Origin of the sequence: Mycolicibacterium sichuanense, assembly GCF_033741125.1 — a bacterium.
In the GTDB taxonomy this organism is placed as follows: domain Bacteria; phylum Actinomycetota; class Actinomycetes; order Mycobacteriales; family Mycobacteriaceae; genus Mycobacterium.
This window is the reverse complement of the sequence record NZ_JAWQPU010000001.1, coordinates 588,792-615,090: the sequence shown is the minus strand read 5'-3', so window position 1 is coordinate 615,090 and position 26,299 is coordinate 588,792. Positions and strand designations below refer to the sequence as shown.

Genomic DNA, 26,299 nt, shown 5'->3' with positions numbered 1-26,299 from the left:
GGCTCGGCGGGCTGCAGCGCAGCGACTCGGGGATCGGGGAGGCCGACTCGATGAGTGTCACGACCGCAGAGCTCCGGTCTCGGTTCGCCGCTGCGCTGTCGCGGATGTACGGCGCCGAGGTGCCGGCCTACACGACGCTGGTCGAAGTCAGCACCGAGGTCAACGCCGACTTCACCGGCGACGACCGGTTCGGTTCGCTGCACCGCGTCACCGCCGAGCGCCACGGCGCCATCCGGGTGGGCAGCGCCCGCGAGCTGGCCGACGTCGCCGGCCTGTTCGCCGCGTTCGGCATGCACCCGGTCGGCTTCTACGACCTGCGCGACGCGGCATCGCCCGTGCCGGTGGTATCGACTGCGTTCCGGCCGATCGACTCGGAGGAATTGGCCGTCAACCCCTTTCGGGTCTTCACCTCCGTCCTGGCCACCGCCGACAGCCGGTTCTTCGACCCCGAGCTGCGCACCCGCATCGACCGGTTCCTCGACGACCGGCAACTGTTCGATCCGACCCTGATCGCCACCGCCAGGACCATCGCCAGCGCCGGTGAATGTCCGGCCGCCGAGGCCGACGACTTCGTCGCCCGTGCGGTGTCGTCGTTCACCCTGTCTCGCGAACCGATCGACGCAAGCTGGTACCGGGAACTGTCCGCGGTCTCCGCGGTGGCCGCAGACATCGCCGGCGTGCGGTCCACCCACGTCAACCACCTGACCCCGCGGGTTCTCGACATCGACGAGCTGTATCGGCGAATGGTCGCCAGGGGCATCACCATGACCGACACCATCCAGGGCCCGCCACGATCGGATGGGCCCGACGTGCTGCTGCGCCAGACGTCGTTCCGGGCGTTGGCCGAGCCCCGGCGCTTCCGGGACGCCGGAGGCACCGTCACCGACGGCACCCTGAGGGTCCGCTTCGGCGAGGTGGAGTCGCGGGGCGTGGCGCTGACCCGGCGGGGCCGGGAACGCTATGACACCGCGATGAATTCGGAGGACCCGGCGGCCTGCTGGGCCGAGTACTTCCCAAGCAGCGACACCGAACTCGCCGCTGCGGGCTTGGCCTACTACCACGGTGGCGACCCCACGAGACCCGTCGTCTACGAGGACTTCCTGCCGATCTCGGCAGCCGGGATCTTCCGCTCCAACCTCGACGTCGCGGACACCTCCCCTACCCAGTCGGACGACCAATCCGGTTACGGCGCAGACTGGTTGGCAGGCGCCATCGACGAACACGTGCACGACCCGTACGACCTCTACGAGAAAGCAGCAGCATCATGACGAACAGCCCGCCCGTCCTGCCGACGTTCGACGACCTTCGCGACCGCGCGCTAGACGCGCTCAAGGCCGTCGGCTCGGTGGCCGAGCTCGGCGACCCCGGTGGGCACGGGCTGCAGGCCAGTACCCCCATCACCGGTGACGTCCTGTTCACGGTCCGGGAGACAACCCCCGACGAGGCCGATGACGCCATTGCCGCTGCGGCACGGGCATTCACGACGTGGCGCGTCACCCCGGCCCCAGTCCGCGGTGCACTGGTGGCGCGCCTGGGCGAGCTCCTCGTCGAACACGCGGCGGAGCTGGGCACGCTGGTCACCATCGAGGCGGGCAAGATCACCTCGGAGGCGCTTGGCGAGGTCCAGGAGATGATCGACATCTGCCAGTTCGCCGTGGGCCTCTCGCGTCAGCTGTACGGGCGCACCATCGCCTCGGAGCGTCCCGGGCACCGGCTGATGGAGACGTGGCATCCGCTCGGGGTGGTCGGCGTCATCACCGCGTTCAACTTCCCGGTCGCGGTGTGGGCGTGGAACACCGCCATCGCATTGGTCTGCGGCGACACCGTGGTGTGGAAGCCCTCGGAGCTGACGCCGCTGACCGCGATCGCGTGCCAGGCCCTGATCGAACGCGCCGCAGCCGACGTCGGGGCACCGGTCGAGGTGAGCCGACTCATCCAGGGCGGCAGGGAGATTGGCGAGAAGCTGGTCGACGACCCCAGGATCGCCCTGATCAGCGCGACCGGTTCGGTACGCATGGGCCAGCAGGTCGGTCCGCGGGTGGCGCAGCGCTTCGGCAAGTCGCTGCTGGAACTGGGCGGCAACAACGCCGCGATCGTGGCCCCGTCGGCCGATCTGGACCTCGCCGTTCGCGGCATCGTGTTCTCCGCGGCAGGGACGGCGGGGCAGCGCTGCACGACGCTGCGCCGGGTAATCGCCCATACCTCGGTCGTGGACACGCTCGTCGAGCGCATCACCGCGGCCTACCGCAGCCTGCCAATCGGCGATCCGTCGGCCGAGGGCACCCTCGTCGGGCCGCTGATCCACGAACGGTCCTACCGCGACATGGTGGGCGCCCTGGAGCGAGCCCGCGAGGATGGTGGCGAGGTCGTCGGCGGCGAGCGGGTCGACACCGGTGACGGTTCGTTCTACGTCGCGCCTGCGGTGGTGCGGATGCCGTCGCAGACCGCCGTCGTGCACGACGAGACGTTCGCCCCGATCCTCTACGTGTTGACCTACGACACTCTCGAGGAGGCCATCGAGCTCAACAACGCGGTGCCGCAGGGTCTTTCGTCGGCGATCTTCACCACCGACATGCGGGAGGCCGAGCGGTTCATGGCGGCCGACGGGTCCGACTGCGGCATCGCCAACGTCAACATCGGTACGTCGGGTGCGGAGATCGGCGGGGCGTTCGGCGGTGAGAAGCAGACCGGCGGCGGCCGGGAGTCGGGGTCCGATTCGTGGAAGGCCTACATGCGGCGGGCCACCAATACCGTCAACTACAGCTCCGAACTGCCGCTGGCCCAGGGTGTGCACTTCGGTTGAGCCATGTCGTGAAAGCTCGTGTGCCACTGTGGTTTCAGCGGTCACAGCAGGGGCGTGCCTGTCGGTGGTCGAAGGTATGTTCGAGTCGTGTCATCGGATCGGGTCCTGGCCGCGGTCGCGGCGCTGCGCGCGATCCACGACGAACTCGACGCCTACGACCTGGACACGCTGACCGCCGATGACGCGGTCACACTGCTCGACGCCCTACAGGACGCCGAGCGCCGCACCGCGGCTCACCGACACCGCGCCCTGACCAACTGCAACAGCAGACCACGGCCATCGACATGGGCGCCAAGAACTGGCGCGAGGTCCTGGCCACCCGATGGCGGCTCTCCGGTAGCGAGGCCGGGATCCGCCTGACCCAAGCCGCGCTGCTCGGCCCGCGCCGCTCGATCACCGGCCAGGTGCTTCCCCCGACCCTGCCCGCGGTCGCCATCGCCCAACGGAGGGGCATGCTCACCCACGAACACGTCGAAATCCTCCGCAAGGGCATCGCCAAGATCCCCGGCTGGGTCCAACCCTCAGAACGCGATCAGATCGAAGCCGACTGGGTCCGCCACGGCGTCGCAGACCGACCCAAGACCCTGCGCGATCAGATCGACCAGACCCTGTTCCTGCTCGACCAAGACGGCGCACCCCCCAACGACGCCGAACGCCACCGCCGCCGCGGCGCGCGCATGAGCCCCCAACGCCACGACACCATGACCGAATTCACCGCCACGTTGACCCCGGCCTGCCGGGCGGTATGGGAAGTGCTGATGGCGAAATTCGCCGCCCCGGCATGTGCAACCCCGCCGACGGCCAGCCGTGCCTCTCGGGCACCCCCCGCCAAGCCCAGATCGACGCCGACACCCGCACCCCGGCCCAACGCCACCACGACGCCCTCGAATACATCGGACGCCGCGCCCTCGAACGCGGTGACCTCGGCCACCTCAACGGGCTACCCACCTCGATCCTGATCCGCACCACCCTGCAAGACCTGATGACGATGACCGGGACCGCCACCACCGGCGGCGGCACCACCCTCCCGATCAGCGACGTCCTCGCCATGGCCGCCCGCCGCAACGCCACCAACTACCTGGGAATGTTCGACGATGCCACCGGCGCGGTGCTGGACCTCTTCCGGGCCCGCCGCACCGCCTCCACCGCGCAACGACTGGCGATCATCCTGCGCGACGGCGGCTGCACCAAACTCGGCTGCCCCGTGCCCGCCTACCGCAGCCAGGTCCACCACACCGTCACCGACTGGCGCGACGGCGGCCACACCAACGTCAACCAGATGACCCTGGCCTGCGGCCCCGACAACCGCCCCGTCGGCCCCGGCGGCTGGACCACCCGCATGAACGCCCACCACGACACCGAATGGCACCCACCCCAAGCCCTGGACACCGGCCAAAACCGGATCAACCACTACCACCACCCCCAACGCTACCGACCCCCCACCGACCACACCGCCACCCACGATCCCCTCGACCCCGGATCCTGGGCACCCCGCGGCGTCATCCCCGCACGCCCACCCGAAGACGACTCGGCGCCGACGCAGCGAGCCACACCCCCCGCCGGACCCGACCCACCCCTGGCCGCCTGACCACCCGTCATCCCGCGGCAGGCGGGTCCCAGTCGACCGAGCGGAGCCCTGCTTCGACCCCCGCTCAGCGGGTTTTAGGATGGCGGCGTGAGCGAGCAGGTCGAACATAGGGAATTCCAGGCGGAAGCTCGTCAGCTGCTGCAGCTGATGGTCCATTCCATCTACTCCAACAAGGACTCGTTCCTGCGGGAGCTGGTCTCCAACGCGTCCGACGCGCTGGACAAACTCCGCCTCGAGGCATTCCGCAACAAGGAACTCGACGTCGACACGTCGGATCTGCACATCGACATCGAGATCGACGAGGCCGGGCGCAAGCTGACGATCCGCGACAACGGCATCGGCATGACGCGCGACGAGGTGGTCGAACTGATTGGCACCCTCGCCAAGTCCGGCACCGGGGAGCTTCGCCAGAAGTTGCGCGAGGCGAATCAGGCGGGCGACACCGAAGAGTTGATCGGACAGTTCGGCATTGGGTTCTACTCCACGTTCATGGTGGCCGACACCGTCGAGCTGCTCACGCGCAAGGCAGGCGAGAGTTCGGGCACGCGTTGGGAATCCAACGGTGATGGCACCTACACCATCGCCGCCGTGGACGATGCACCCCAGGGCACCTCGGTGACGTTGCACCTCAAGCCCGAGGACGCCGACGACGAACTGCACGACTACACGTCGCCGTGGAAGATCAGGGAACTGGTCAAGAAGTATTCCGACTTCATCTCCTGGCCGATCCGGATGGAGGTCGAGAAGACCGTCCCGCCGGACGAGGGTGGCGGCGAGCCGACGGTGACCGTCGAGACCGAGACCATCAACTCTCGGATCGCGCTGTGGGCCAAGCCCAAGAGCGAGGTCTCCGACGAGGAGTACGCCCAGTTCTACAAGCACATCGCGCATGCCTGGGACGAGCCGCTCGAGGTCATCGCGATGAAGGCCGAGGGCACCTTCGAGTACCAGGCGCTGTTGTTCATTCCCTCGATGGCACCGTTCGACCTGTTCAACCGCGACGGGCACGCCGGGGTCCAGCTGTACGTCAAGCGCGTGTTCATCATGGGCGACTGCGACGAGCTGATGCCGGAGTACCTGCGGTTCGTCAAGGGTGTCGTCGATGCACAGGACATGTCGCTGAACGTCTCTCGCGAGATCCTGCAGCAGGACCGCCAGATCAAGGTCATCCGTCGCAGCCTCACCAAGAAGGTGCTGTCGGCGATCAAGGATCTGCAGGCCAACCGTCCCGACGACTACCAGACGTTCTGGACACAGTTCGGTCGCGTCATCAAGGAGGGCTTGATCTCCGACGGCGACAACCGCGACACCCTGCTTCGGCTGTCGTCGTTTGCTTCGACCTTCAGCGACACGGCGCCAACCACGCTCGCGGACTACGTCGGACGGATGAAGAACGACCAGGACCGGATCTTCTACGCGACGGGCGAATCCCGGCAACTCCTCGAGCGCTCACCGCATCTCGAGGCGTTCAAGGCCAAGGGTTACGAAGTGCTGCTGCTGACCGACCCGGTCGACGAGGTGTGGGTGGAGTCGGTGCCGGAGTTCGACTCCCACGCTCTGCAGTCGGTGGCCAAGGGCGAGGTGGATCTCGGTGCGGCCGACGCGGCGGACGAGACCGACCAGGGCGACTTCGCCGAGCTGCTGACCTGGTTGCAGCAGGCGCTCGACGAGCACGTCAAGGAGGTGCGGTTGTCGACGCGGTTGACGTCGTCGCCTGCGTGCCTGATCACCGACACGTTCGGGATCACCCCGCAGCTGGCGCGAATGTACCGCGCGTCCGGGCAGGAAGTGCCGGTCGGCAAGCGGATCCTCGAGCTCAACCCCGAGCATCCGCTGGTCACCGGCCTGCGTCGGGCACTGGCCGAGTCGGCACCGTCGGAGAGCCTCACCGAGACGGCCGAATTGCTTTACGGCACCGCACTTCTCGCCGAAGGCGGCGTCCTGGACGATCCGGCGCGGTTCGCGGCGCTGCTGGCGGACCGGTTGGCGCGGACGGTCTAGCCCCGCCGCCACTCCTCGGCCAGCGCCTCGGCCGTGTCGGCCCCCAGAGTGGGAGCCGGCCCCGCCACCCGGCCGGGAGTGCGCGAGAACCAGGTCGGCACACCGGGAAAGCGCACCGGCCCGTGCGCGGTGTCGACGGTCTCGAAGAAGCCGGCCGCGTCGAGGTGCGGGTCGTCGAACAGGTCGGCCGGTGACTGGATGCGTGCGGCCGGAATCTCGAGTTCGCCGAACAGCTCCAGCCACTCGGCGGTGGTCCGTTCCGCCAGCGTCTCGGCGATCAGTCCGTAGACGACGTCGATCTGCTTCGACCGTTCCTCGATGGTCGCCCACGAGTCGCGGTTCCAGGCTGGTTGGACGGCCCGCACGAAGGCGTTCCAGTGCTTGTCGTTGTAGATCAGCACCGCGACGTAGCCGTCCTTGGTGCGGTACGGCTTGCGATTCGGCGCCACCGTCCGGGGATAGAACGCCGGGCCCTGTGGCGGGTCGAACATCGCGCCGTTGGCGTGCTCCACGAGCATGAACGAGGCCATCGTCTCGAACATCGCGACCTCGACCTCCTGGCCCTCGCCGGTACGTTCTCGATGGAACAGCGCCATCGTCGTGGCGTACAGCGCCGTGAGCCCGGCGACCTTGTCCGCCACGATGGTTCCGACGTAGGACGCCTCACCGGTGGGCATTTCCTGGACGGCTGCGACACCGGACTGGGCCTGGATGACGTCGTCGTAGGCGGGCCGGTCGGCCGCCGGCCCATGCCGGCCGTACCCGTAGCAATTGGTGTAGACGATCGCCGGGTTGACGGCGGCCACGTCTTCGTAACCGAATCCGAGCCTTGCGATCGCCCTGGCGCGCATCGAGTGGATGAAGACGTCCGCCTCCGCGATGAGCCCGCGCAACGCGGCCTTGCCTTCCTCGGTGACGAGATCGAGTACGACGCTTCGCTTTCCGCGGTTGACGTTGACGAACACCCCGCTCATGCCGGAGGCCGGACCGACCGATATGTAGCGGGCGTTGTCGCCGGCGGGCGGCTCGACCTTGACGACGTCGGCGCCCATGTCGGCCATGATCTGGGTGCAGTACGGTCCCATCACCACGGCGGTCAGGTCGACGACGCGCACTCCCGCGAGGGGGCCACTATCCATGGAGCGCCTCTGCCACCATGCCCCGACCATACCCAAGGCGGAGCCCCCCGCCCGTCTCGGCGGGCACTGTAAGAATGGCGGCATGCAGATCGAGGGCAGCGTGGCCATCATCACCGGAGCCGGGTCGGGAATCGGCAGGGAACTCGCCGTCGCGCTGGCAGCCGCCGGAGCGGCCGTCGTCGCGGGCGATCTCGACGCGGCAGGAGTCGAAGAGACCGCCACCCGCGTCAGGGCCGCCGGCGGTGCTGCCGCCGCGGCCGTCGCCGACGCCGCCTCGAGCGAGGGTATCGCCGGGCTGATCTCCACTGCGCGTGACGAATTCGGGCCCGTCGACGTGTTCGTCGCCAACGCGGGCATCATGGGCCCGCCCGGCCTCGGAGACGACGAGAGCGCCTGGGACACGGTCATCGACGTGAACCTTCGCGCCCACGTCCGGGCGGCCAAGGCCCTGGTCCCGGAGTGGCTCGGACGCGGCCGGGGCCACTTCGTCGCCGTGGCGTCGGCGGCCGGATTGCTGACCCAACTCGGCGCAGCGGGTTACTCCGTCACCAAGCATGCCGCCGTGGGTTTCGCCGAATGGTTGTCCATCACCTACGGCGGCAATGGAATTGGCGTGTCATGCGTCTGCCCGATGGGGGTGGATACGCCCCTGCTGAGCGGCATCCTCGGATCGACCGACCGGACGGCGCGGATGGCCGGCGCCGCCGTCGCCAACGCCGGTGAGGTCATCGGACCCGAGGCGGTCGCCACCCTCACGGTGGAGGCGGTGCGCGACGGCCGCTTCCTGGTGCTTCCGCATCCCGCCGTCCTGGAGATGTACCGGCGCAAGGGCGCGGACTACGAGCGGTGGATCGCGGGCATGCGCCGCTACCAAGACAGCCTGGGATAGCCCCCACGGCGCAGCGCGGGATGCGTGCGTCTTCCCCACCCTCGACCGGGGGCGCGGCTGTTGGACAGGTGTCAACTAGAATCGCCACGTGGCCGACCGCAGAAGGCTGTCCCCAGAGGACAGACGCAGCGAGTTGCTCGCACTGGGAGTCGAGGTGTTCGGGCAGCGACCCTACGACGAGGTGCGCATCGACGAGATCGCCGAGCGCGCGGGTGTGTCGCGGGCCCTGATGTATCACTACTTCCCCGACAAGCGCGCGTTCTTCGCCGCCGTCGTCCGCGCCGAGGGCGACCGGTTGTTCGAAGCCACCAACACTCCCCCGCGCCCCGATCTCACCCTCTTCGAGCAGCTGCGCGCCGGCGTGCTGGCCTACCTCGACTACGACGAGGCCCACCCGCACGGAGCCTGGGCGGCCTACATCGGCATGGGCCGCTCCGACCCGGTCCTGCGGGGCATCGACGACGTGGACAACGATCGGCAGGCCAACCGGATCATCGATCGCATCACCGCCGCCGTCGGCGAGCCGCTCGACTCCAACGTCGAACGCGATCTGCGGGTCGTGGTCTATGGCTGGCTGGCCTTCACGTTCGAGATGTGCCGGCAGCGGATCATCGACCCGTCGATCGACGCGGGCGCCGTCGCGGATACCTGCGCCCACGCGCTGCTGGACGCCGTAGCCCGCATGCCCGCCCTGCCCGCCTTCGACTGAGTTGGCGAGCTTGTCGGTGGGTGCGGGCACTATGGCTGAATGGCCCGGAAGAAGCCCGAACCCCTGGCCCGCTTCAGCGAGCTGACGCGGGAGTGGTTCACGGGCACCTTCGCCGCGCCGACGGCCGCCCAGACCGAGGCGTGGGAGGCCATCGCCAACGGCGAGAACACGCTGGTCGTCGCCCCGACGGGGTCGGGCAAGACGCTGGCGGCGTTCCTGTGGGCAATCGACCGCCTCGCCTCGGGTGAGCCACGGGCCGCCAGTGCCGGTACCCGGGTGCTCTACGTGTCGCCGTTGAAGGCGCTGGCCGTCGACGTCGAACGCAACCTCAGCACCCCACTGACGGGTATCGGGCGGGTCGCCGAGCGTCGCGGGGTCCCCGCGCCCAGCATCACCGTCGGCGTCAGGTCGGGCGACACCCCGGCCAATCGGCGCCGCGAGATGATCGCCAAGCCACCCGACGTCCTCATCACCACCCCCGAGTCGCTGTTCCTCATGCTCACCTCCGCGGCCAGGGAGACGCTCGCCGAGGTCGACACCGTGATCGTCGACGAGGTGCACGCCGTCGCGGCCACCAAGCGCGGCGCGCACCTCGCGCTGTCGCTGGAACGGCTCGACCAGCTGATGGAGAAGCCCGCCCAGCGGATCGGCCTGTCCGCCACGGTCCGCCCACCCGAGGAGGTGGCCAGGTTCCTGTCGGGCCAGTCGCCGACGACCATCGTGGCGCCCATGGCCGCGAAGACGTTCGACCTGTCGGTGCAGGTCCCGGTGCCCGACATGGCCAACCTGGAGAACAACTCCATCTGGCCCGACGTAGAGGAACGCATCGTCGACCTGATCGAGTCGCACCATTCGTCGATCGTCTTCGCCAATTCCCGGCGCCTGGCGGAGCGACTCACCGCTCGCCTCAACGAGATTCACGCCGAGCGCACCGGAAACGAGCTGCCCGATGCGCCAAACCCCAAGGTGGGCGGCGGATCTCCGGCGCAACTGATGGGCAGCGGTCAGTCGTTCGGGGCAGAGCCGCTGCTCGCCAAGGCGCACCACGGTTCGATCAGCAAGGAGCAGCGCGCCCTGGTCGAGGACGACCTCAAGACGGGTCGGCTCAAGGCGGTCGTCGCCACGTCGAGCCTCGAGCTCGGCATCGACATGGGCGCCGTGGACCTGGTCATCCAGGTGGAGTCCCCACCGTCGGTGGCCAGTGGGCTGCAGCGCATCGGCCGCGCGGGCCACCAGGTCGGCGAGGTGTCCCAGGGAGTGCTGTTCCCCAAGCACCGCACCGACCTGATCGACTGCGCCGTGACCGTGCAGCGCATGCTCGCCGGTGAGATCGAGACGATGAAGGTGCCCACCAACCCACTCGACGTGCTGGCCCAGCACACCGTGGCAGCCGCCGCCCTCGAGCCGTTGGACGCCGACCGCTGGTTCGAGGCGGTCCGGCGCAGCGCGCCGTTCGCGACGCTGCCGCGCAGCGCCTTCGAAGCCACCCTCGATCTGCTCAGCGGCAAGTATCCGTCCACCGAGTTCGCCGAATTGCGGCCGCGGCTGGTGTACGACCGCGACGCGGGCACGCTCACAGCCAGACCGGGTGCCCAACGGCTCGCGGTGACCTCTGGCGGTGCGATCCCCGACCGTGGCCTGTTCACGGTGTACCTGGCGTCCTCGGCAGAAACCGACAAGCCCTCGCGGGTGGGTGAACTCGACGAGGAGATGGTCTACGAGTCCCGGCCGGGTGACGTAATCGCCCTCGGTGCCACCAGCTGGCGGATCACCGAGATCACCCATGACCGCGTCCTGGTGTTGCCCGCGCCAGGGCAGCCGGCCCGATTGCCCTTCTGGCGCGGTGACAGTGTCGGCAGGCCCGCCGAGCTGGGGGCTGCCATCGGCAAGTTCACCGGCATACTGTCCGGGCTGACCCGGGAAGCATTCGACGAACGTTGCAACGCAATGGGGTTCAACGACTTCGCCACCGACAATCTCTGGCAGCTGATCTCGGACCAGCGCGAGGCCACCGGCACGGTGCCGACGGACACCACCTTCATCGTCGAGCGCTTCCGCGACGAGCTGGGCGACTGGCGGGTGATCCTGCACTCGCCCTACGGACTTCGCGTGCATGGCCCGCTGGCGCTCGCGGTGGCCCGGCGGCTGCGGGACCGGTACGGCATCGACGAGAAGCCGACCGCCTCCGACGACGGCATCATCGTGCGCCTGCCCGACACCGAGGACACCCCGCCCGGTGCCGAGTTGTTCGTCTTCGACGCCGACGAGATCGATCCCATCGTCACCGACGAGGTCGGTGGTTCGGCTCTGTTCGCCTCCCGGTTCAGGGAGTGCGCGGCGCGGGCCCTGCTGCTGCCGCGGCGCCACCCCGGCAAGCGGTCGCCGCTGTGGCATCAGCGGCAACGGGCCGCACAGCTGCTCGACATCGCCCGCAAGTACCCGGACTTCCCCATCGTGCTGGAGACGGTGCGTGAGTGCCTGCAGGACGTCTACGACGTACCTATGCTGCGCGAGTTGATGGAACGCGTTGCGCAGCGGCGCATTCGGATCCTCGAGGTCGAGACGCCCACGCCGTCGCCGTTCGCGGCGTCGCTGCTGTTCGGCTACGTCGGCGCATTCATGTACGAGGGCGACAGCCCGCTGGCCGAGCGCCGCGCGGCCGCCCTGTCACTGGACAGCACGCTGCTGGCCGAGTTGCTCGGTCGCGTCGAGCTGCGAGAGCTCCTGGACCCCAAGGTCATCGCCTCGACCGTGGCGCAGCTGCAACATCTGGCGCCGGACCGGATGGTGCGCGACGCCGAGGGCGTGGCGGACCTACTGCGGCTGCTCGGTCCGCTCACCGAGCAGGAGGTGGCCGACCGATCCACCGCCGACGACGTCGGCGGCTGGCTCGAGGGGTTGCGCGCGGCGCGGCGCGCACTGACCGTGTCGTTCGCCGGTGCGACGTGGTGGGCGGCCATCGAGGACGTGGGGCTGCTGCGCGACGGGGTCGGCATCGCGGTGCCCGTCGGCGTTCCGGCCAGTTTCACCGAGACGGTGGCCGATCCCCTCGGTGAGCTGCTCGGCCGATACGCGCGCACCCGCGGGCCGTTCACCACCCGCGACGCCGCCGAACGCTTCGGCCTCGGCCTGCGGGTGGCGGCCGACGTACTGGGCCGGATGGCGGTGGACCGGCGGCTGATCCGCGGTGAGTTCACCGTCGAGGCCACGCCGACGGCCTTCGGCCGCGACGACGGCGAACAGTGGTGTGACGCCGACGTTCTGAAGATCCTGCGCAGGCGTTCGCTCGCCGCGTTGCGCGCGCAGGTCGAGCCGGTCAGCACCTCGGCATACGCCAGATTCCTGCCCGCCTGGCAGCAGGTGGGGATCGACAAGAGCACGGGTGTCGACGGCCTGGCCGCGGTGATCGAGCAGCTCGCCGGGGTTCCGATTCCGGCGTCGGCGATCGAACCTCTGGTGTTCGGCCAGCGAGTGCGCAACTACCAGCCCGCGATGCTCGACGAGCTGCTCGCCTCGGGTGAGGTGACCTGGTCCGGTGCCGGGTCCATCAGCACCAACGACGGCTGGATTGCCTTCCACACCGCGGAGACGGCGCCGCTGACGCTGAGCCCCCCGGTCGAGATCGAGTTCACCGACGTGCACCGCGAGATCATGGCCACCCTCGAGCACGGTGGCGCCTACTTCTTCCGACAGCTCACCGCGACCGCGGGCGCCGGCGATGCCGCGGCGACGGTGAAGAATGCGCTCTGGGAGCTGATCTGGGCCGGCTGGATCACCGGCGACACCTTCGCGCCGCTGCGTGCCCTGCTTGCGGGATCGGGCCGACGTGGCGGGGCGCACCGGCAGCGTCAACGTCCGCCGCGGCTAAGCCGCTACAGCGTGGCGCACGCGCAGACCCGGACCACGGACGCGACCGTCGCCGGCCGGTGGTCGGCATTGCCTGCCGCCGAACCAGATTCGACCATCAGGGCGCACTTCACCGCCGAGCTCCTGCTCAACAGGTACGGCGTGGTCACCAAGGGCGCGGCCGAGGGCGTGCCCGGGGGGTTCGCCATGCTGTACAAGGTGCTGACCGCCCTCGAGGATGCCGGGCGGTGCCAGCGCGGTTACTTCGTCGAGTCCCTCGGCGGCGCACAGTTCGCCGTCGCGTCGACCGTCGACCGCCTCCGCACCTACCTCGACGGTCTGGACCAGCAGCCCCGCGACTACCACGCCGTGGTGCTCGCGGCGACCGATCCCGCCAACCCGTACGGCGCCGCGCTGGGGTGGCCCGCCGAAGCGGAGAGCGGACACCGCCCGGGACGCAAGGCCGGCGCGCTGGTGGTGCTCGTCGATGGCGAGCTGACGTGGTTCCTCGAGCGCGGCGGCCGTACGTTGCTGTCCTTCGCGACCGACGCCGAGGCACACGGCGCCGCCGGGGCCGCACTGGCCGAGTTCGTCGGCGCCGGACGTCTGCAGTCCCTTGTCGTCGAGAGAATCAACGGCATCCCCGTGTTGGATCCAGGTGCCGGACCCGACCACGACGTCGTCCGGGACGCCCTGACCGGCAGCGGCTTCTCGCGAACACCGAGGGGTCTTCGACTGCGGTGAGCAGCCACTCCGGGCCAGGCCAGCACGCCCGTGCCGCCGCTCGAGATGAGCTCCGCTAAGCATTTTGCTTCAATGGACTGTCGTGAAGGTGTTCGATCCAGCCCCCCGGGTCGGAGGTGCCTCGTGGCACTGAAGACCGACATTCGCAACATGGTGCACGTGTACCCGGACTACTTCGTGGTCGGCCGGGAGAAGATCCGTGAGTACTCCAAGGCCGTTCAGTCGACCGATGCCGTCAACTACGACGAGAAGCCCGCAGCCGAGGCGGGACACCCCGCCCTCGTCGCGCCGCTGACGTTCACCGCGGTGTACGCCCTGCTGGTCCAGCAGGACTTCTTCCGCAGCGTCGACGTCGGCATCGAGACGATGAACATCGTGCAGGTCGACCAGCGGTTCGTCTACCACAAGCCGATCTACGCCGGCGACAAGCTGTGGGCCCGACTGGAGATCGATTCGGTCGACGAGCGCTTCGGCGCCGACATCGTGGTGACCAGGAATGTCTGCACCAACGACGCGGGTGAGATCGTCATCGAGGCGTTCACGACGCTGATGGGCCAACAGGCCGGCGAGACCGTGGCGATCGGCGGGCTGACGGGTCGCTGAAACGGCAAAAGTGACAAAACTGGGTGGAGGGCGCTCCATACTCGATCCATGGTCTCGCTCACCGTCTATGCCCTTCTCGGAGTCCTCGTCGTCGTCTGGATCGTGCGGGCCAATCCGCTGGTCTTCGCTCGCCCGACGGGCCGGGCGGCGTTCTCGACGCTGGAGATCGCGTTCTACGTCGTCGGGGTCGCGTCGATCGCGCTCGGTTACTACTTCAACCACCGATTCGTCGCCGACTACGCCGTTCCCGGCGGCAATCCCTTCTGGGGCCCGGGCAGCTGGCAACAGTTCATCGCGCTGGGCTACGCCAACCCCGCGGCGGCGTCGGCGAGCCAGGACTACACGATCGTCAACGTGGTCCTGCTACCCCTGTTCACCGTCGTCGACGGGCGCCGGCGCGGCATTCGACGGCCCTGGCTGTTCTTCGTGTCCAGCCTGTTCACCAGTTGCGCCTTCGCCTACGCGTTCTACTTCGCGGTCATCGAGCGCCAACACCGCCACCACGCGCTGACCGAGGCGCGGGAACCGATGCGCGCCTGAGGCTGCCTAGAGTGCTCGCATGGGCCTGCGCACACCGTTGACCGACCTGTTCGGCATCGACCACCCGGTCGTGCTGGCGCCGATGGGCGGGGTCGCGGGCGGACGCCTGACCACCGCAGTCTCCGCGGGTGGTGGCCTCGGCCTGCTCGGTGCGGGTAGCGGCGAGCCGGGCTGGCTGGCGCGCGAAGCCGGTATCGCCAGGAACGGCACCGAAAGGCCTTGGGGCATCGGGCTACTCAGCTGGGCGGCTGACACGGTGACCATCGAGCGCGCGATCGCCGAGCAACCGGCGGCGATCATGCTGTCCTTTGGTGACCCCACCCCGTTCGCCGCCGCGGTCCGCGAGGCGGGCATCGCCCTGATGGTGCAGGTGACCTCGCTCGACGACGCTCGCCGGGCCCTGGACGTCGGCGCGGACGTCGTGGTGGCCCAGGGCGCCGAGGCCGGTGGTCACGGTGAGGGTCGCGCGACCCTGCCGTTCGTGCCGGCCGTCGTCGACCTGGCGGGCGGGACGCCAGTCCTCGCCGCGGGTGGCATCGGTGACGGTCGCGGGCTGGCGGCCGCCGTGATGCTCGGCGCCGCCGGCGCGATGATCGGGACGCGCTTCGAGGCGACGACGGAGGCGCTGCTTGGCACCGCCGAGAGCGCGAGGATCGTCGCCGCCAGGGCCGACGACACGATCCGGGATCGGGTGCTGGACATCGTCGTGGACTCGCCATGGCCGCACCGTTTCACCGCGCGGACGCTGCGCAACCGCGTGACCGACGACTGGCACGACCGCGAGGACGCCCTGCGCTTCGATGCCGCGGCAAAGGCCGACTTCGTGGCGGGCGTTCTGCGCGGCGATCCCGACTACCTGCCGGTGTGGGCGGGCGAGGCCGTCGACCTGATCGGTGACGTCGAGGACGCGGGGGCCTTGGTCGCGCGCATCGCCGCCGAGGCCGCCACGGCAATCGAGGAGGCACACGGCCTGCTCCGGCCCTGACGAGGCGGTCAGCGGGGAATCGGGTGGGCCCGGTAGAAGTCCAGGTGCCGGCGCGCGGCGCGATCCCACGTCAACGAGCTTGCCAGGGCACGTCCCCGCTGCGGGTCGATGCCCCGTTGCACGGCCTCCACCAGTGCCTCGGCGAATGCCTCGGGTGTCGAGGCGTAGGCCACCGCGGCGCCGAACACCTCGCGAAGCACCGGCAGGTCGCGGGCGACGACGGGTCGCCCCGCCGCGAGCGCCTCCATTGCCGCCAGGCCGAACCCCTCCTTGGTCGACGGGAAGGCGAACGCGTCCGCGGCGGCGACCAGGCTCGGCAGCTCGTCGTCGGCGACCGCGCCGAGGATCACCGGTGCCACCGCCAACTCGACGCAGCGGCGTTCGAACGCCGCCCGGTAGTCGCGGTAGTCGAACAACGTCTCACCGCCGGCGATCACCAGGCTCAAGCCAGGGATGCGTTGGCGCAGAAGGTGATAGGCCTCGACGAGGTCGATGGTGCCCTTGCGCGGCTCGATCCCGCCCACCGCGAGGACGTACCGCCCGAGTCTCGCGCGCCACGCTTCGCGCCGGTCCACCGCGTGCGCATCATCGGATGCGGCGGCGACGAACCGTTGGGCGCGAACGCCGTTCGGGATGACCGTCGGGTCGAGACCCCACCCGTCCCGCACCTCGCCCGCCACGGCCGCCGATACGCAGATCCGGGCGTAGGGCTCCACCACCGCCTTCTCGTGGCACTCCGCCAGCACCGGAGTGGTGAACTCGTCGAGGTGGTGAATGGTGCGGATGCACGGACCGACGGCGTTGGCGCTGATGCAGTCCTGAGCGTGCACGACGTCGAACGCCTCCGGCGTGAACGACTGGCGCAACAGTGCGATCGACCGCACGATCCGGTCGGTCACGGATTCCTCACCGAAGTCCGGGAAGTCGACGAGCGACACCCGCACCCGCGGGTCGACGTCGCGGAAGAAGCCGCGGTCACCTTGGCGCGCCAGCGACCAGACCGTGACGTCGACGCCCAACTCCGCGAGCGCCTCGGCGAGATTCAGCGTGTGCACCACGCCACCGCGCGGCTTCGTGGAGTAGGTGAGCAGCGCAACGCGCATGGTCACTTCCTCGCCGGGCTGCCGTAGACGTCCACCCGACGTTCGGCCAAGTGATTCAGCACCTTCCTGGCGCGGGCAATTTCGGTATCGACGTCGACGGTGACCTTGGCGAGGCCACCCTTGGAGCCCGTGTTGGCAAGCACGTCGCCACCGGGACCGACGATCTTGGCCTGGCCGAGGAATCGCAGCGCGCCCATGACGCCGGTTTGATTCGACGAGACGACCACGACCTGGTTCTCGGCGGCCCTGGCGCAGTCGTAGAGATCGAACAGACGGGCCTGCCGGTCGGCGGGCAGCCGGGACGCCCGGTCGGTGACACTGGCCGGCCACGCCGACAGCGCGGCGATGATCTGCGCGCCGTCCAGGGCCAGGGCGCGGGCCGACTCCGGGAACGTCTTGTCGTAGTCGATGAGCATGCCGAGCCGACCGACCGGGGTGTCGAAGGCGGCGAACGCGTCACCGGCGAGGTAGGCCAGGGACTCACCGGCCGGCTGGTGCACCTTGCGGTGGTGGCCGAGCACGCCGTCACCCGTGACGCAGATCGCGGCGTTGTACCGGCCGCCGATCGCCTCCTCGGCGTACCCCACGCAGACGGTCATCGGACCCGCCGCGGCGATCACGGCCGCGATCTCCGGACCGTCGGGATCCAGGGCGGGAGGCTGATCGTCGAGATCGGGAGAGCGCAGGTCGCCGAGGTAACCGCCGAGGCAGGCGTCGGGGAAGACCAGCAGCTGCACGCCGTCGCGCGCGGCCGCGTCGATGATCCCGACCACCTTGGCGACGCCACGGTCCAGATCGCGGCCGAAGTGGGCCGCGATCGCGCCGATCGTCACGAGGGTCATGCGTCGGTTGCTCCGCTCCCGTGCATTCAGGCCGTCCCCAGCCCCGTCACGTCGGGTGCGACCGCGGTCGTGGTCACCCCGTCGGGCCATCGCAGACGCACGCCGCGCTCGGCGGTCAGCAGGCCGCACTCCGCGGAGTCCACGCCCCGCGGTGCGGGCGGCGGCGGCGCTGCCGCCCGGTCGGCGGTCAGCATGGCGTAACCGGGAAAGCAGGTCAACCATGCGGCCATGTCGGCGTCGGCCGGCCGGGGAATGCGGGCCACGTCCAGCTCGGCGCCCGTTCCGCTGGCCTCGGCGAGCATGCCCAGGGTGCCGACGACACCGGCCATGCTGACGTCCTTGGCCGCCCGCGGGGCCATCCGCGCCACCAGGGTGGCCAGCTCGGCTAGATCGTCCGGACTACGGGTGCTACTCGAATCCCATTGTCTGCCATGCTGTCCCGGGCGCCAGCTGCCGGTCAGATCGGCGGTCAGGCGCAGGGTGTCCCCCGCCGCGCCCCCACCGGCGCGGATCGGCCGTGCCGCCCTGCCGAAGGCGGTCACGGCCAGTGCTGCCGGCACCCCGAGCTGGGTGTGCCCGCCGAGTACGGGCACCCGCCAGGCCTGCGAGGCTCTGGCGATGCCGCGCACGATCCTGGTCAGCAATGAACGGGTGGGCGCTCCGACGGCGTCCAGCAGCCCGGTTGGCGCAGCACCCATCGCGGTCAGGTCGTTGACGTTGACCAGCACCGAACACCACCCCGCCCACTCCGGATCGCGTTCCACCAGGGACGGGATGATTGCATCACACGCCGCGACCAGATCGCTGCCGGGAACCGGCACGCCGTCATCACCCACGAAACCGTCCGGACCGAGCCCGCCGGGCACGCTGCGCAGCGGGGCGAGCGCGTCGCCGAGGAACGACTTGGTGGCGTCGGTGAGACGCTGCATCTCGTGCAGGGGCCAGCGCATGCTCGCGTGCGGGTGCCCCGCGATCAGGCAGTCACCGTGGTCCTCCCACCCGAGTGCCGTGAACAGCGGCGCGAACCGGCGCTGCACGGTGGCGTCGAAGCGCAGCACGCCCGCGGACTCGGCGTGCGCGCACGCCGCGCGGATCAATGCGGCGCCGATGCCCGACGGCCGCGCCCCTGGTGCGGTCACCAGCCGGCTGCCGGCCCACCAACCGAGGTCGGGATCGCACCGCGGTGCCAACCGCACGCCGCCGAGCACGGTGCCGTCGGTCGCCGCTGCGACCAGCACGACGGTGCGGGGGTCGTCGTCGACGTCGTCGCCGTCGGTGCCCGAGAAGAGGCCCTGGTCGAGGACGAAGGCGTCGTGGCGCAGCCGACGATGAGCCGCCAGGTCGGCCGCGGTCTCGGCTCGGCGGATGAGGAACTTCGCCGGTGGGGTGACCTCGGTGCGCGTACCCGCCAGGATCGACAGGGCGTGGTGCTCCACCGCGCTCACCCCCCGACGCTCTGCAAGACTCCGCAGGCACCGCACGCCGCGCAGCCCGCCTTCTGATCGGCTCCGGCCATGCCCGCCGACCGCAGTGCTGCCGCCACTTGAAGCGAGACCCGCTCGACGATGGCGGCATCCGGCGCCTTGGCTCCGTCGACGTCCACGGCCAGCGTGCCAGGGTGCGGCCGGAACGGCACCACGAACGGATAGACCCCCATTGCGATGAGTTCGGTTGCCCCGGTGACCAATTCGTCAGGATCCTCCCCCAGGCCGACCAGGAGGTAGGTGGAGACCTGGTTGCGGCCGAACACGCGCACCGCCTCGCGCCAGGCCTCGCGGTACTGCGCCAGGGGTACGGACGCCTTGCCTGGCATCCAGCGGCGGCGGACCTCGTCGTCGAGGGACTCGACGTGGATGCCGATGGCGTCGGCACCGGCGTCGCGCAGCTCGGTCAGCACGGCCAGGTCGGCGGGCGGCTCGCACTGCACCTGAATCGGCAGCCCTGGCACCGCTGCCTTGACCGCGAGCACGCACCGCGCCAGATGCCGTGCGCCGCGATCGGTTCCGGCCGACGTTCCCGTCGTCATGACCATGTGCCGCACGCCGTCGAGCCGCACCGCGGCCTCGGCGACCTCGGCGAGTTCCCGTGGGCGCTTGACGGCGGTGGTGGCGCCCGACCGGAAGGACTCCTCGATCGAGCAGAATCTGCACCGCTGGTCGACGCCGTACCGGACGCACGTCTGGACGACCGTGGTGGCCAACACGTCTCGGCCGTGCAGCCGAGCGAGACGGTCGTAGGTCACCCCCTCGGCGGTCCGGAGATCGTAGAACCGGGGCCGGTCGATCACCCCGACCGCGAGGCCGGAATCCTCACCGTCGAGCAGCACCCGGTTGCCGTCGAAGACGAACGGGCTCGCGGAGTTGAGTGGAATCGCCGCGGCGCGACCGTCGATCATCAGGTGTCCGTCGGCACTGGGGCCGGCTCCGGCAGTGCGGTTCACCGGTGGCCGGCCACGGATGCCCAGCAGGGTGAGGTCGACACGGGTGGAGATTGGGGTCATCTGCTCTCTCGATTCAGCGGGCCACGGCGAGGCGCGGCGCGGACTGGGAACGGAGATCGTCGATGATCGTCGTGGCAATGTGTTTGGCGTCGCGGTCGATGCCGAGGAACCGACCGGAGCCCCAGGTGTGCATCCACGGCAGCCCGATGAACGTCAGCCCCGCCACGCTCGTCACGCCACGGTTCTGCATGGGCCGGCCACCCCCGTCGAACGCACTGGCCTCGATCCACCGGTAGTCGGGCCGGTAGCCGATGGCCCAGACGATGCTGGTGACTCCCTCGGCGGTCAGGTCGAGCGAAGTGACCTCGCCGTCGGGCTCCCAGACCGGGACGTAGCGGGTCGCCGGCGGGGCGTCGATCCGCTCGCGCTCGATGTAGGCGTCGATGTCGGCGCAGATCGAGTTGTACACCGAGTCGGCCTTGTCGAGGGCCTCGTGCAGCGACGGTTCGAAGACCACCGTGCCGTCCCTGCCATCGCCCAGGGCGCCGTAGAGCCGCATGCCCTCGGATGCGAACCGGCGCAGGTCGATGTCGCGTCCACCGTCGCGGCCGGTGACGTAGTGGTTGGTCTTCTCGATGGCCGCCTTGCCGCCGGGGTATTCGGGTGCCGCCTTGTCGTAGAGGCCCATGTCGGCGAGCCAGGTCATGCAGTCGCGGCCCCGGTAGAACCGCGCGACCCTGGGTGCGCTGCCGACGGCGAGGTGCACCTGCCGGCCTTCGAGGTGCAGGTCCTCGGCGATCTGCGCCCCGGACTGCCCGGTGCCGACCACCAGGACCGCGCCCGCAGGCAGCTGGGCGGCATTGCGGTACTGCTCGGAGTGCAGCTGGGTGATGAACGGGTCGAGTGCCCCGGCGAACGGCGGCACCACCGGGATGGGATAGCCACCGGTGGCCACCACCGCGTGCTCACACGTCAGTGTCTGCACTGCGGTACCCACACCGGTCCCCGTCTCCAGCGAGAGCTCGAAACCACCTGCGGCAAGGGGACGCAGCCTCGTCACCCTGGTGTGGTTCAGCACGGGCGGGGTGAAGGTGTCGAGCCAGCCCGCCAACCACTGCACGACCTCGTCGCGGGTCATGAAGCCGTCCGGGTCGTCGCCTGCGTACTCGTACCCCGGCAGCCGGCAGTGCCAGTTGGGCGTCACCAGCGTGAAGTTGTCCCACCGGGTGTCGGCCCAGGCGTGCACCGGGGTCTGCGCCTCCAGCACGACGTGGTCGATGCCCGCCTGCCCGAGGTACCAGCTGACCGAGAGGCCGGCTTGGCCACCGCCGATGACGGCGACGGTGACGTGTCCGGCGTCGGCGGTCATGACGTCACCTCCGGGGCGGGGCGCATGTCGAGGATGCGGATCACGGCGTCGGGTTGGAATTGGGCTGCGGCCGAGTCGATCTCGGCCTTCGTCCAAGCGGCCGACGAGCAGGCGAAACCGAACTTGGCCCGCACTCGCTCGCTGGCCTCTTGCAGCGCGGCACCCGCCCGCTCGAGGAAGTCGGCTTTCGCGTACTCCGAGCCGATGCTGAGGTAGTCGTGCATCACCAGGCTCGGCGAGTAGCAGTGCAGCACGCTGCCGTCGGGCCACTGCACGTCGAAGGTCATCTCAGGCATGTGCGAGACCTCGCCAGGCAAGTGCACCCTCGGCGTCGGCCACCGGACCGTAGACGTCGGGCCTGCGGTCGCGCAGGTGGAACATTCCCGCTCGCATCGCTCGGAACGTGGCGTCCACGTCGACTTCGGCCACGGCCATGCCGCTGCCGAGAAGCGTTGTCGCCAAGGTGTTCCCACCTGGGTCGACGACCTTGGCGTTGCCGACGTAGCGCAGCGACCCAAAGCTGCCGCTCTGGTTCGAGGCGATCCAGAACACCTGGTTGTCCAGTGCGCGCGCCGCGTCGAAGAGGTTGAAGCGGTACGTCCAGCGATCGTCCTGCAGGTTCTCCGCGGTCGCGGTGCGGGCGGCCGGCCACGCCGACAGGCTGGCGATGATCTGCGCGCCCTTGAGCGCCATGATGCGGGCGGCCTCGGGAAAGGCCTTGTCGTAGCAGATCTGCAGGCCGACCCGCCCGACGGGCGTGTCGAACACGTCGTAGCCGGAGCCTGCCGAATAGGACATGCCCTCACCGAGCGGCTGGTGGACCTTGCGGTACGTGCCGTAGATCCGCTCTCCGTCCAGCACGGCCGCGGCGTTGTACCGGGTCTCCCCGTCGGCGTCGAGTTCGCAGAAGCCGATGGCGATCACCAGATCACCGACGATGCGCTGCACCCTGGCGATCTCGGGACCGTCGATGCGGATCGCCGGTGGCAGCGACGTCGAGGTGGTCTTCACCGTGTCACCGTGGTTGCCCAGCGAGGAGAGGTAACCCCCGATCGCGGCCTCCGGCAGCACCATGAAGTCGACGCCCTCGTCGCGGGCCTGCTGGGTCAGCGACTCGATCAGCGCGTAGTTCTGTTCCAGGTCGCGGGTGAAGTTGGCCGCGACGGCAGCAAGTCTCGTCATCGTCGATCACCTAGACCATGTAGGTGGAGTTGATGATCGCGCCCTTGCGCGCATAGTGAATGAGGGCGTCCTGGACGTCGAGCGGGTGGGCAGGGATGACGCCCTCGATCAGGTCCTCCTCGCGGCCTCCGTGCAGCGCCAGCCCGAAGCGGCAGCAGAACACCGTGCCGCCCTCGCCGATGAACGTACCGAGCGCATCGTTGATGTTCTGCTCACCGGGGAAGCCGGAGTCACCGGTCTTGGGGAAGCCCCTGGTGGCCAGGCAGTTGATGGCGCCGGGGCCGTAGAAGTAGATCGCCGATTCGAAGCCCTTGCGCAGCGCCCTGGTGGCCTGCAGCACCGCGACGAAGCTGACCGACGATTCGTGGGCGATGCCATGAACCAGCGTGAAGTAGCTCTCGCCGTCCTCCGCCTGGTAGTCGGGGAAGATCTTGGTGCCGCCGTAGATGTTGGACCCCTTGGGTAGCGAGGGGTGCGGGATCTCGGCCAGCGAGGTCTTGATGTTCTCGGCGATCGAATCGTCGAATGACATGGTGGGCTCCAACCTTCGTGGTGATGTCGAGAGGGGTGCGCGTGCGGTGGGATGCGGCGACGTTGCCGGTGAACCGAGGAGTTCGGCTGATGCCCATTACAGGAGCCGAGCGTTTCCGAATGGTCATCGCTGGAATACGTTTCGGTTATCGGGGGCTCACAGCCGTCATCTGGGCGTAACTTCGACCGGACGGGTAGGTTGGACGGATGCCCGAGGGTGACACCGTCTACCGGACGGCGGCCAAGCTGCGGGCCGCGCTGCTGGGCCGGACGCTGACCCGCTGCGACGTTCGGGTACCGAAGTTCGCGACGGTCGACCTCACCGGGCACGTCGTCGACGAGGTCCTAAGTCGCGGCAAGCACTTGTTCATCCGCGCGGGCGACCTGAGCATCCATTCGCATCTGAAGATGGACGGTGCCTGGTTGATCGGTGGCCAGATCCGCCGGGTGCAACCCCACAAGGTGCGAATCATCCTGGAAACAGCCGAAACTCGAGCCGCCGGTGTCGACCTCGGCGTGCTCGAGATCCTGCCTCGCGCCACCGACGTGGACACCGTCGCGCACCTCGGCCCCGATCTGCTCGGCGACGACTGGGAGCCGCGGACGGCGGCCGCCAACCTGGCGACCCAGCCCGAACGGCCACTGGCCGAGGCCCTGCTCGACCAGCGGGTGATGGCCGGCGTCGGCAACGTCTACGCCAACGAGCTGTGCTTCGTGCTGGGCCGCCTGCCGTCGGCACCGGTGAGCAGCGTCAAGGATCCCCTTCGAGTCGTGCAGAGGGCCCGAGACATGCTGTGGCTCAATCGGTCCCGAATCAACCGCACGACGACCGGAAATACCAGACCCGGAAGCGACCTCTGGGTCTACGGCCGAGTTGGGCGGCCGTGCCGGCGGTGCGGGACCATGATCGAGTCGGACCGCGATCGGGTGACCGGCACCGAGCGCATCTCCTTCTGGTGTCCGAACTGCCAGACGTAGTGTCTCACTTGCGGCCTTGCAGGATGGCCTCGACGTTGCGTTCTGCCAGCGCGGTGATCGACATGAACGGATTGCACCCGAGGTAACCGGGCAGCAGCGAGGCGTCGTTGACGTAGAGGTCGTCGTAACCCGTGACCCGCCCGAAGGCGTCGGTGGCGACACCCCGAACACACCCGCCGAGCGGGTGAACTGTATTGGGGGCGAACACCTTTCCGTCGAACACGTCGTCGCGATAGTCGACACCGTTGGCCTGAGTCACCTTGTCGAAGACCAGTTGCGCTCGGGACACCAGGTGGTCGGTGTAGTCCTGGGGCCACAGGATGTCGATCGCACCGGAGCTCGGGTCGTACTTCATCTCCGCCCGGTCACCGGTCTTGACCATCACGTAGTAGCCGATCGTGTGGGTCTCCTGAGGCAGCGGAATGGAGAACATGCTCGCGTAGACCGGGTTGTCGGGATCGTCACGACCGTCGAGATTGATCATGCCGAGCATCGACTGCTGGGTGCCAGCAAGGTCGGATTCCTGCAGGTGGTGGGTGACCATGACGTCACCGTTGTTGCCGTAACCGCGGCCGATCTCCGCGCTGAGGTTCGGCAGCGCACCCGTCTCCCGCGCCCGCACGAGGATCGTGTTGGTTCCGAGCACCCCGGCACTGAGGAACAGCTTGTCGCAGCCCACCTCGCGCCGACCGGTCTCCTTGCCCCACCGGTCGATGGTCTTGGTCGACACCACGTACTCACCGGAGGGTTCGCGACGGATCCCGGTCACCTCGGTCAGCGGAGACAAGGTCACCTTGCCCGTCGCCAGGGCCGCGGCGACGTAGGTGGCATCGACGCTGCCGATCCGCCCGTAATTGTTGCCGTACTGCTGTTCGAGGTCGAAGGCCGACCGCGGCACCGCGCCCGCCTCCTCCTGCTTCATGTAGTCGAAGGAGTATGCGCTGCCGTTGTAGTCGACGCCGTATCCGGCCGCCGCTGCATACTGCCGACCCGTCCGCGCGTACTGGAACCACGGGGTCTGCTCGAACCAGTCCATGTCGCGGTAGCTGATCCGCAACATGTCCCTGGCCCGCTGGACGTAGGTGCCGACGAACTCGCCCGGGTCGATGTCGGGGAAGGCATCCCGGATCTGTGCGGTGGTGGGCACCGCCGCGATGGCCGCGTTGACCAGTGAACCCCCGCCGACGCCGAGACCGCGGAAGACGGTGTGGGCACCGTGGGCGACCTCCTCGCAGATGCCGGCCTGGACCGGTTGCGGTGACGGCACCTTCTTGACGACGTCCTCGATCGAGATGCCCTGGAACGACGGGATGAGGCATGGCGGCACGTCGGAGAACCACGTGGCCCGATTGTCGGGCGGCAACATCCTGGAGAAGCGCTTGCCGTCCGAGTCCGGGGCATCCCAGTGCCTGCCCTTCTCCAGGAGCAACGTGTCGATGCCCGCCTGCGCGAGACGCAGCGCCGAGACTCCGCCGCCGTAGCCGCTGCCGACGACGATCGCCGTGTGGTGCTCACGCTGAACGGCCGGACGATCGGGACTCGAACCGCAGGCCACGGCTCCGGCGCCGGCTGCCGCGACGGCCGCCGTGCCGTAGAGGAAACGGCGCCGGGACAGCACGGTCACGCGCCGCGCCCGGCAAATGAGGACGAGAAATCTTGAACCGCCTCGGCCATGGGAATTCCATACCATTTCCCGAATTCAATGCCCACGCTGTGACCAATCAAAGTCATGTTCCACAATTTCGTTAGCTAGTTTTCAGGTCGTTCCAAGCTAGCACCGCCCATCGAATGGCAGTGTAGCCGTGCGCCGTGGTTTGACGGATCGCACCATCCCGGTCCGGGCCACCTCGACAGGTACATCAAAGATCTTGTTGGACAACGTATTACACCTCCTTACCGGAGAACATCGCCCGGGCGCGCGCCCGACCGGCAATTGCCAAGATCGAAGCCTCGCCGCGTTCCGCGGGTGCTTGCCTGGATTTACGGTACTCTGCCCCAGATACGTGG

Annotated in this window: 21 protein-coding genes and 1 pseudogene; 12 read left to right on the top strand and 10 right to left on the bottom strand. The window is 69.1% G+C overall.

Features of this window, described 5'->3' with window-relative positions; translation table 11 throughout:
• The first annotated feature begins 50 nt into the window (after positions 1-50).
• The 5 genes and pseudogenes from hglS to htpG all read left to right on the top strand — a co-directional run bounded on the left by hglS (position 51) and on the right by htpG (position 6,392).
• Positions 51-1,268, top strand: a complete 1,218-nt coding sequence (hglS, locus tag SBI80_RS02945; protein ID WP_318972922.1) for a 2-oxoadipate dioxygenase/decarboxylase — start codon at positions 51-53, stop codon at positions 1,266-1,268.
• Positions 1,265-2,803, top strand: coding sequence for an L-piperidine-6-carboxylate dehydrogenase (gene amaB, locus SBI80_RS02940; RefSeq protein ID WP_318972921.1), 1,539 nt, complete (start codon positions 1,265-1,267; stop codon positions 2,801-2,803). The genes hglS and amaB overlap by 4 nt, the downstream gene beginning before the upstream one ends.
• An 87-nt stretch (positions 2,804-2,890) precedes the next feature.
• Positions 2,891-3,163 (top strand): hypothetical protein, encoded by a 273-nt coding sequence (locus SBI80_RS02935; protein ID WP_318972920.1) that lies wholly within the window; start codon positions 2,891-2,893, stop codon positions 3,161-3,163.
• Positions 3,088-4,391: pseudogene (locus SBI80_RS28190) on the top strand (HNH endonuclease signature motif containing protein). Before SBI80_RS02935 ends, SBI80_RS28190 begins: the two are co-directional and overlap by 76 nt.
• Positions 4,392-4,478: 87 nt before the next feature.
• Positions 4,479-6,392 carry a molecular chaperone HtpG gene (gene htpG, locus SBI80_RS02920; RefSeq protein WP_318972918.1) on the top strand — a complete coding sequence of 638 codons (1,914 nt, stop codon included), beginning with the start codon at positions 4,479-4,481 and terminating at the stop codon, positions 6,390-6,392.
• Here htpG and SBI80_RS02915 read toward each other — a convergent pair.
• Positions 6,389-7,531: a CaiB/BaiF CoA transferase family protein gene (locus tag SBI80_RS02915; RefSeq protein ID WP_318972917.1), complete on the bottom strand. Its 1,143-nt coding sequence runs from the start codon at positions 7,529-7,531 to the stop codon at positions 6,389-6,391. The genes htpG and SBI80_RS02915 overlap by 4 nt on opposite strands.
• A gap of 82 nt (positions 7,532-7,613) precedes the next feature.
• Here SBI80_RS02915 and SBI80_RS02910 point away from each other — a divergent pair, with 82 nt between their 5' ends.
• The 6 genes from SBI80_RS02910 to SBI80_RS02885 all read left to right on the top strand — a co-directional run bounded on the left by SBI80_RS02910 (position 7,614) and on the right by SBI80_RS02885 (position 15,847).
• Positions 7,614-8,420, top strand: a complete 807-nt coding sequence (locus SBI80_RS02910) for an SDR family oxidoreductase (protein WP_318972916.1) — start codon at positions 7,614-7,616, stop codon at positions 8,418-8,420.
• A gap of 88 nt (positions 8,421-8,508) precedes the next feature.
• Positions 8,509-9,129, top strand: coding sequence for a TetR/AcrR family transcriptional regulator (locus SBI80_RS02905; RefSeq protein WP_318972915.1), 621 nt, complete (start codon positions 8,509-8,511; stop codon positions 9,127-9,129).
• A gap of 39 nt (positions 9,130-9,168) precedes the next feature.
• A complete protein-coding gene (locus SBI80_RS02900; RefSeq protein ID WP_318972914.1) occupies positions 9,169-13,719 on the top strand; it encodes an ATP-dependent helicase in 4,551 nt (1,516 codons plus the stop codon).
• Positions 13,720-13,842: 123 nt separating this feature from the next.
• On the top strand, positions 13,843-14,322 hold the full coding sequence (gene hadC / locus SBI80_RS02895; protein WP_318972913.1) for a (3R)-hydroxyacyl-ACP dehydratase subunit HadC: 480 nt from the start codon (positions 13,843-13,845) through the stop codon (positions 14,320-14,322).
• A gap of 48 nt (positions 14,323-14,370) precedes the next feature.
• Positions 14,371-14,862, top strand: coding sequence for a DUF2834 domain-containing protein (locus SBI80_RS02890; RefSeq protein WP_318972912.1), 492 nt, complete (start codon positions 14,371-14,373; stop codon positions 14,860-14,862).
• Between the two features lie 19 nt (positions 14,863-14,881).
• Positions 14,882-15,847, top strand: coding sequence for an NAD(P)H-dependent flavin oxidoreductase (locus tag SBI80_RS02885; protein ID WP_318972911.1), 966 nt, complete (start codon positions 14,882-14,884; stop codon positions 15,845-15,847).
• Positions 15,848-15,855: 8 nt separating this feature from the next.
• Here SBI80_RS02885 and SBI80_RS02880 read toward each other — a convergent pair whose 3' ends face one another.
• Genes SBI80_RS02880 through SBI80_RS02845 form a run of 8 tightly spaced genes read right to left on the bottom strand, consistent with a single transcriptional unit; the run spans position 15,856 to position 23,315 of the window.
• The gene (locus SBI80_RS02880) at positions 15,856-16,950 is read right to left on the bottom strand and encodes an MSMEG_0565 family glycosyltransferase (protein WP_318972910.1); all 1,095 of its coding nucleotides are present in this window, start codon (positions 16,948-16,950) and stop codon (positions 15,856-15,858) included.
• A 2-nt stretch (positions 16,951-16,952) separates the two neighbouring features.
• On the bottom strand, positions 16,953-17,792 hold the full coding sequence (locus tag SBI80_RS02875; RefSeq protein WP_318972909.1) for a carbon-nitrogen hydrolase family protein: 840 nt from the start codon (positions 17,790-17,792) through the stop codon (positions 16,953-16,955).
• A gap of 26 nt (positions 17,793-17,818) precedes the next feature.
• Positions 17,819-19,237 (bottom strand): MSMEG_0567/sll0787 family protein, encoded by a 1,419-nt coding sequence (locus SBI80_RS02870; protein WP_413232617.1) that lies wholly within the window; start codon positions 19,235-19,237, stop codon positions 17,819-17,821.
• Positions 19,234-20,292: an MSMEG_0568 family radical SAM protein gene (locus SBI80_RS02865; RefSeq protein WP_318972908.1), complete on the bottom strand. Its 1,059-nt coding sequence runs from the start codon at positions 20,290-20,292 to the stop codon at positions 19,234-19,236. Before SBI80_RS02865 ends, SBI80_RS02870 begins: the two co-directional genes overlap by 4 nt.
• A 13-nt stretch (positions 20,293-20,305) precedes the next feature.
• Positions 20,306-21,601, bottom strand: coding sequence for an MSMEG_0569 family flavin-dependent oxidoreductase (locus SBI80_RS02860; RefSeq protein WP_318972907.1), 1,296 nt, complete (start codon positions 21,599-21,601; stop codon positions 20,306-20,308).
• Positions 21,598-21,897: an MSMEG_0570 family nitrogen starvation response protein gene (locus tag SBI80_RS02855; protein WP_318972906.1), complete on the bottom strand. Its 300-nt coding sequence runs from the start codon at positions 21,895-21,897 to the stop codon at positions 21,598-21,600. The genes SBI80_RS02860 and SBI80_RS02855 overlap by 4 nt, the downstream gene beginning before the upstream one ends.
• A complete protein-coding gene (locus SBI80_RS02850) occupies positions 21,890-22,783 on the bottom strand; it encodes a carbon-nitrogen hydrolase family protein (protein ID WP_318972905.1) in 894 nt (297 codons plus the stop codon). Before SBI80_RS02850 ends, SBI80_RS02855 begins: the two co-directional genes overlap by 8 nt.
• Positions 22,784-22,793: 10 nt before the next feature.
• Positions 22,794-23,315 (bottom strand): MSMEG_0572/Sll0783 family nitrogen starvation response protein, encoded by a 522-nt coding sequence (locus SBI80_RS02845; RefSeq protein WP_318972904.1) that lies wholly within the window; start codon positions 23,313-23,315, stop codon positions 22,794-22,796.
• A 206-nt stretch (positions 23,316-23,521) separates the two neighbouring features.
• Between SBI80_RS02845 and nei2 the strand changes: the two genes are divergently transcribed.
• On the top strand, positions 23,522-24,292 hold the full coding sequence (nei2, locus tag SBI80_RS02840) for an endonuclease VIII Nei2 (RefSeq protein WP_318972903.1): 771 nt from the start codon (positions 23,522-23,524) through the stop codon (positions 24,290-24,292).
• A gap of 4 nt (positions 24,293-24,296) precedes the next feature.
• Here nei2 and SBI80_RS02835 read toward each other — a convergent pair whose 3' ends face one another.
• Positions 24,297-25,916: a GMC oxidoreductase gene (locus tag SBI80_RS02835; protein ID WP_318972902.1), complete on the bottom strand. Its 1,620-nt coding sequence runs from the start codon at positions 25,914-25,916 to the stop codon at positions 24,297-24,299.
• Positions 25,917-26,299: the final 383 nt, after the last annotated feature.

Bases quoted from the DNA above. Each gene is read 5' to 3' on its own strand.
- hglS (WP_318972922.1), top strand. From the start codon at position 51: ATGAGTGTCACGACCGCAGAGCTCCGGTCTCGGTTCGCCGCTGCGCTG.
- amaB (WP_318972921.1), top strand. From the start codon at position 1,265: ATGACGAACAGCCCGCCCGTCCTGCCGACGTTCGACGACCTTCGCGAC.
- SBI80_RS02915 (WP_318972917.1), bottom strand. From the start codon at position 7,531: ATGGATAGTGGCCCCCTCGCGGGAGTGCGCGTCGTCGACCTGACCGCC.
- SBI80_RS02910 (WP_318972916.1), top strand. From the start codon at position 7,614: ATGCAGATCGAGGGCAGCGTGGCCATCATCACCGGAGCCGGGTCGGGA.
- SBI80_RS02900 (WP_318972914.1), top strand. From the start codon at position 9,169: ATGGCCCGGAAGAAGCCCGAACCCCTGGCCCGCTTCAGCGAGCTGACG.
- SBI80_RS02890 (WP_318972912.1), top strand. From the start codon at position 14,371: ATGGTCTCGCTCACCGTCTATGCCCTTCTCGGAGTCCTCGTCGTCGTC.
- SBI80_RS02885 (WP_318972911.1), top strand. From the start codon at position 14,882: ATGGGCCTGCGCACACCGTTGACCGACCTGTTCGGCATCGACCACCCG.
- SBI80_RS02880 (WP_318972910.1), bottom strand. From the start codon at position 16,950: ATGCGCGTTGCGCTGCTCACCTACTCCACGAAGCCGCGCGGTGGCGTG.
- SBI80_RS02875 (WP_318972909.1), bottom strand. From the start codon at position 17,792: ATGACCCTCGTGACGATCGGCGCGATCGCGGCCCACTTCGGCCGCGAT.
- SBI80_RS02865 (WP_318972908.1), bottom strand. From the start codon at position 20,292: ATGACCCCAATCTCCACCCGTGTCGACCTCACCCTGCTGGGCATCCGT.
- SBI80_RS02860 (WP_318972907.1), bottom strand. From the start codon at position 21,601: ATGACCGCCGACGCCGGACACGTCACCGTCGCCGTCATCGGCGGTGGC.
- SBI80_RS02855 (WP_318972906.1), bottom strand. From the start codon at position 21,897: ATGCCTGAGATGACCTTCGACGTGCAGTGGCCCGACGGCAGCGTGCTG.
- SBI80_RS02850 (WP_318972905.1), bottom strand. From the start codon at position 22,783: ATGACGAGACTTGCTGCCGTCGCGGCCAACTTCACCCGCGACCTGGAA.
- SBI80_RS02845 (WP_318972904.1), bottom strand. From the start codon at position 23,315: ATGTCATTCGACGATTCGATCGCCGAGAACATCAAGACCTCGCTGGCC.
- nei2 (WP_318972903.1), top strand. From the start codon at position 23,522: ATGCCCGAGGGTGACACCGTCTACCGGACGGCGGCCAAGCTGCGGGCC.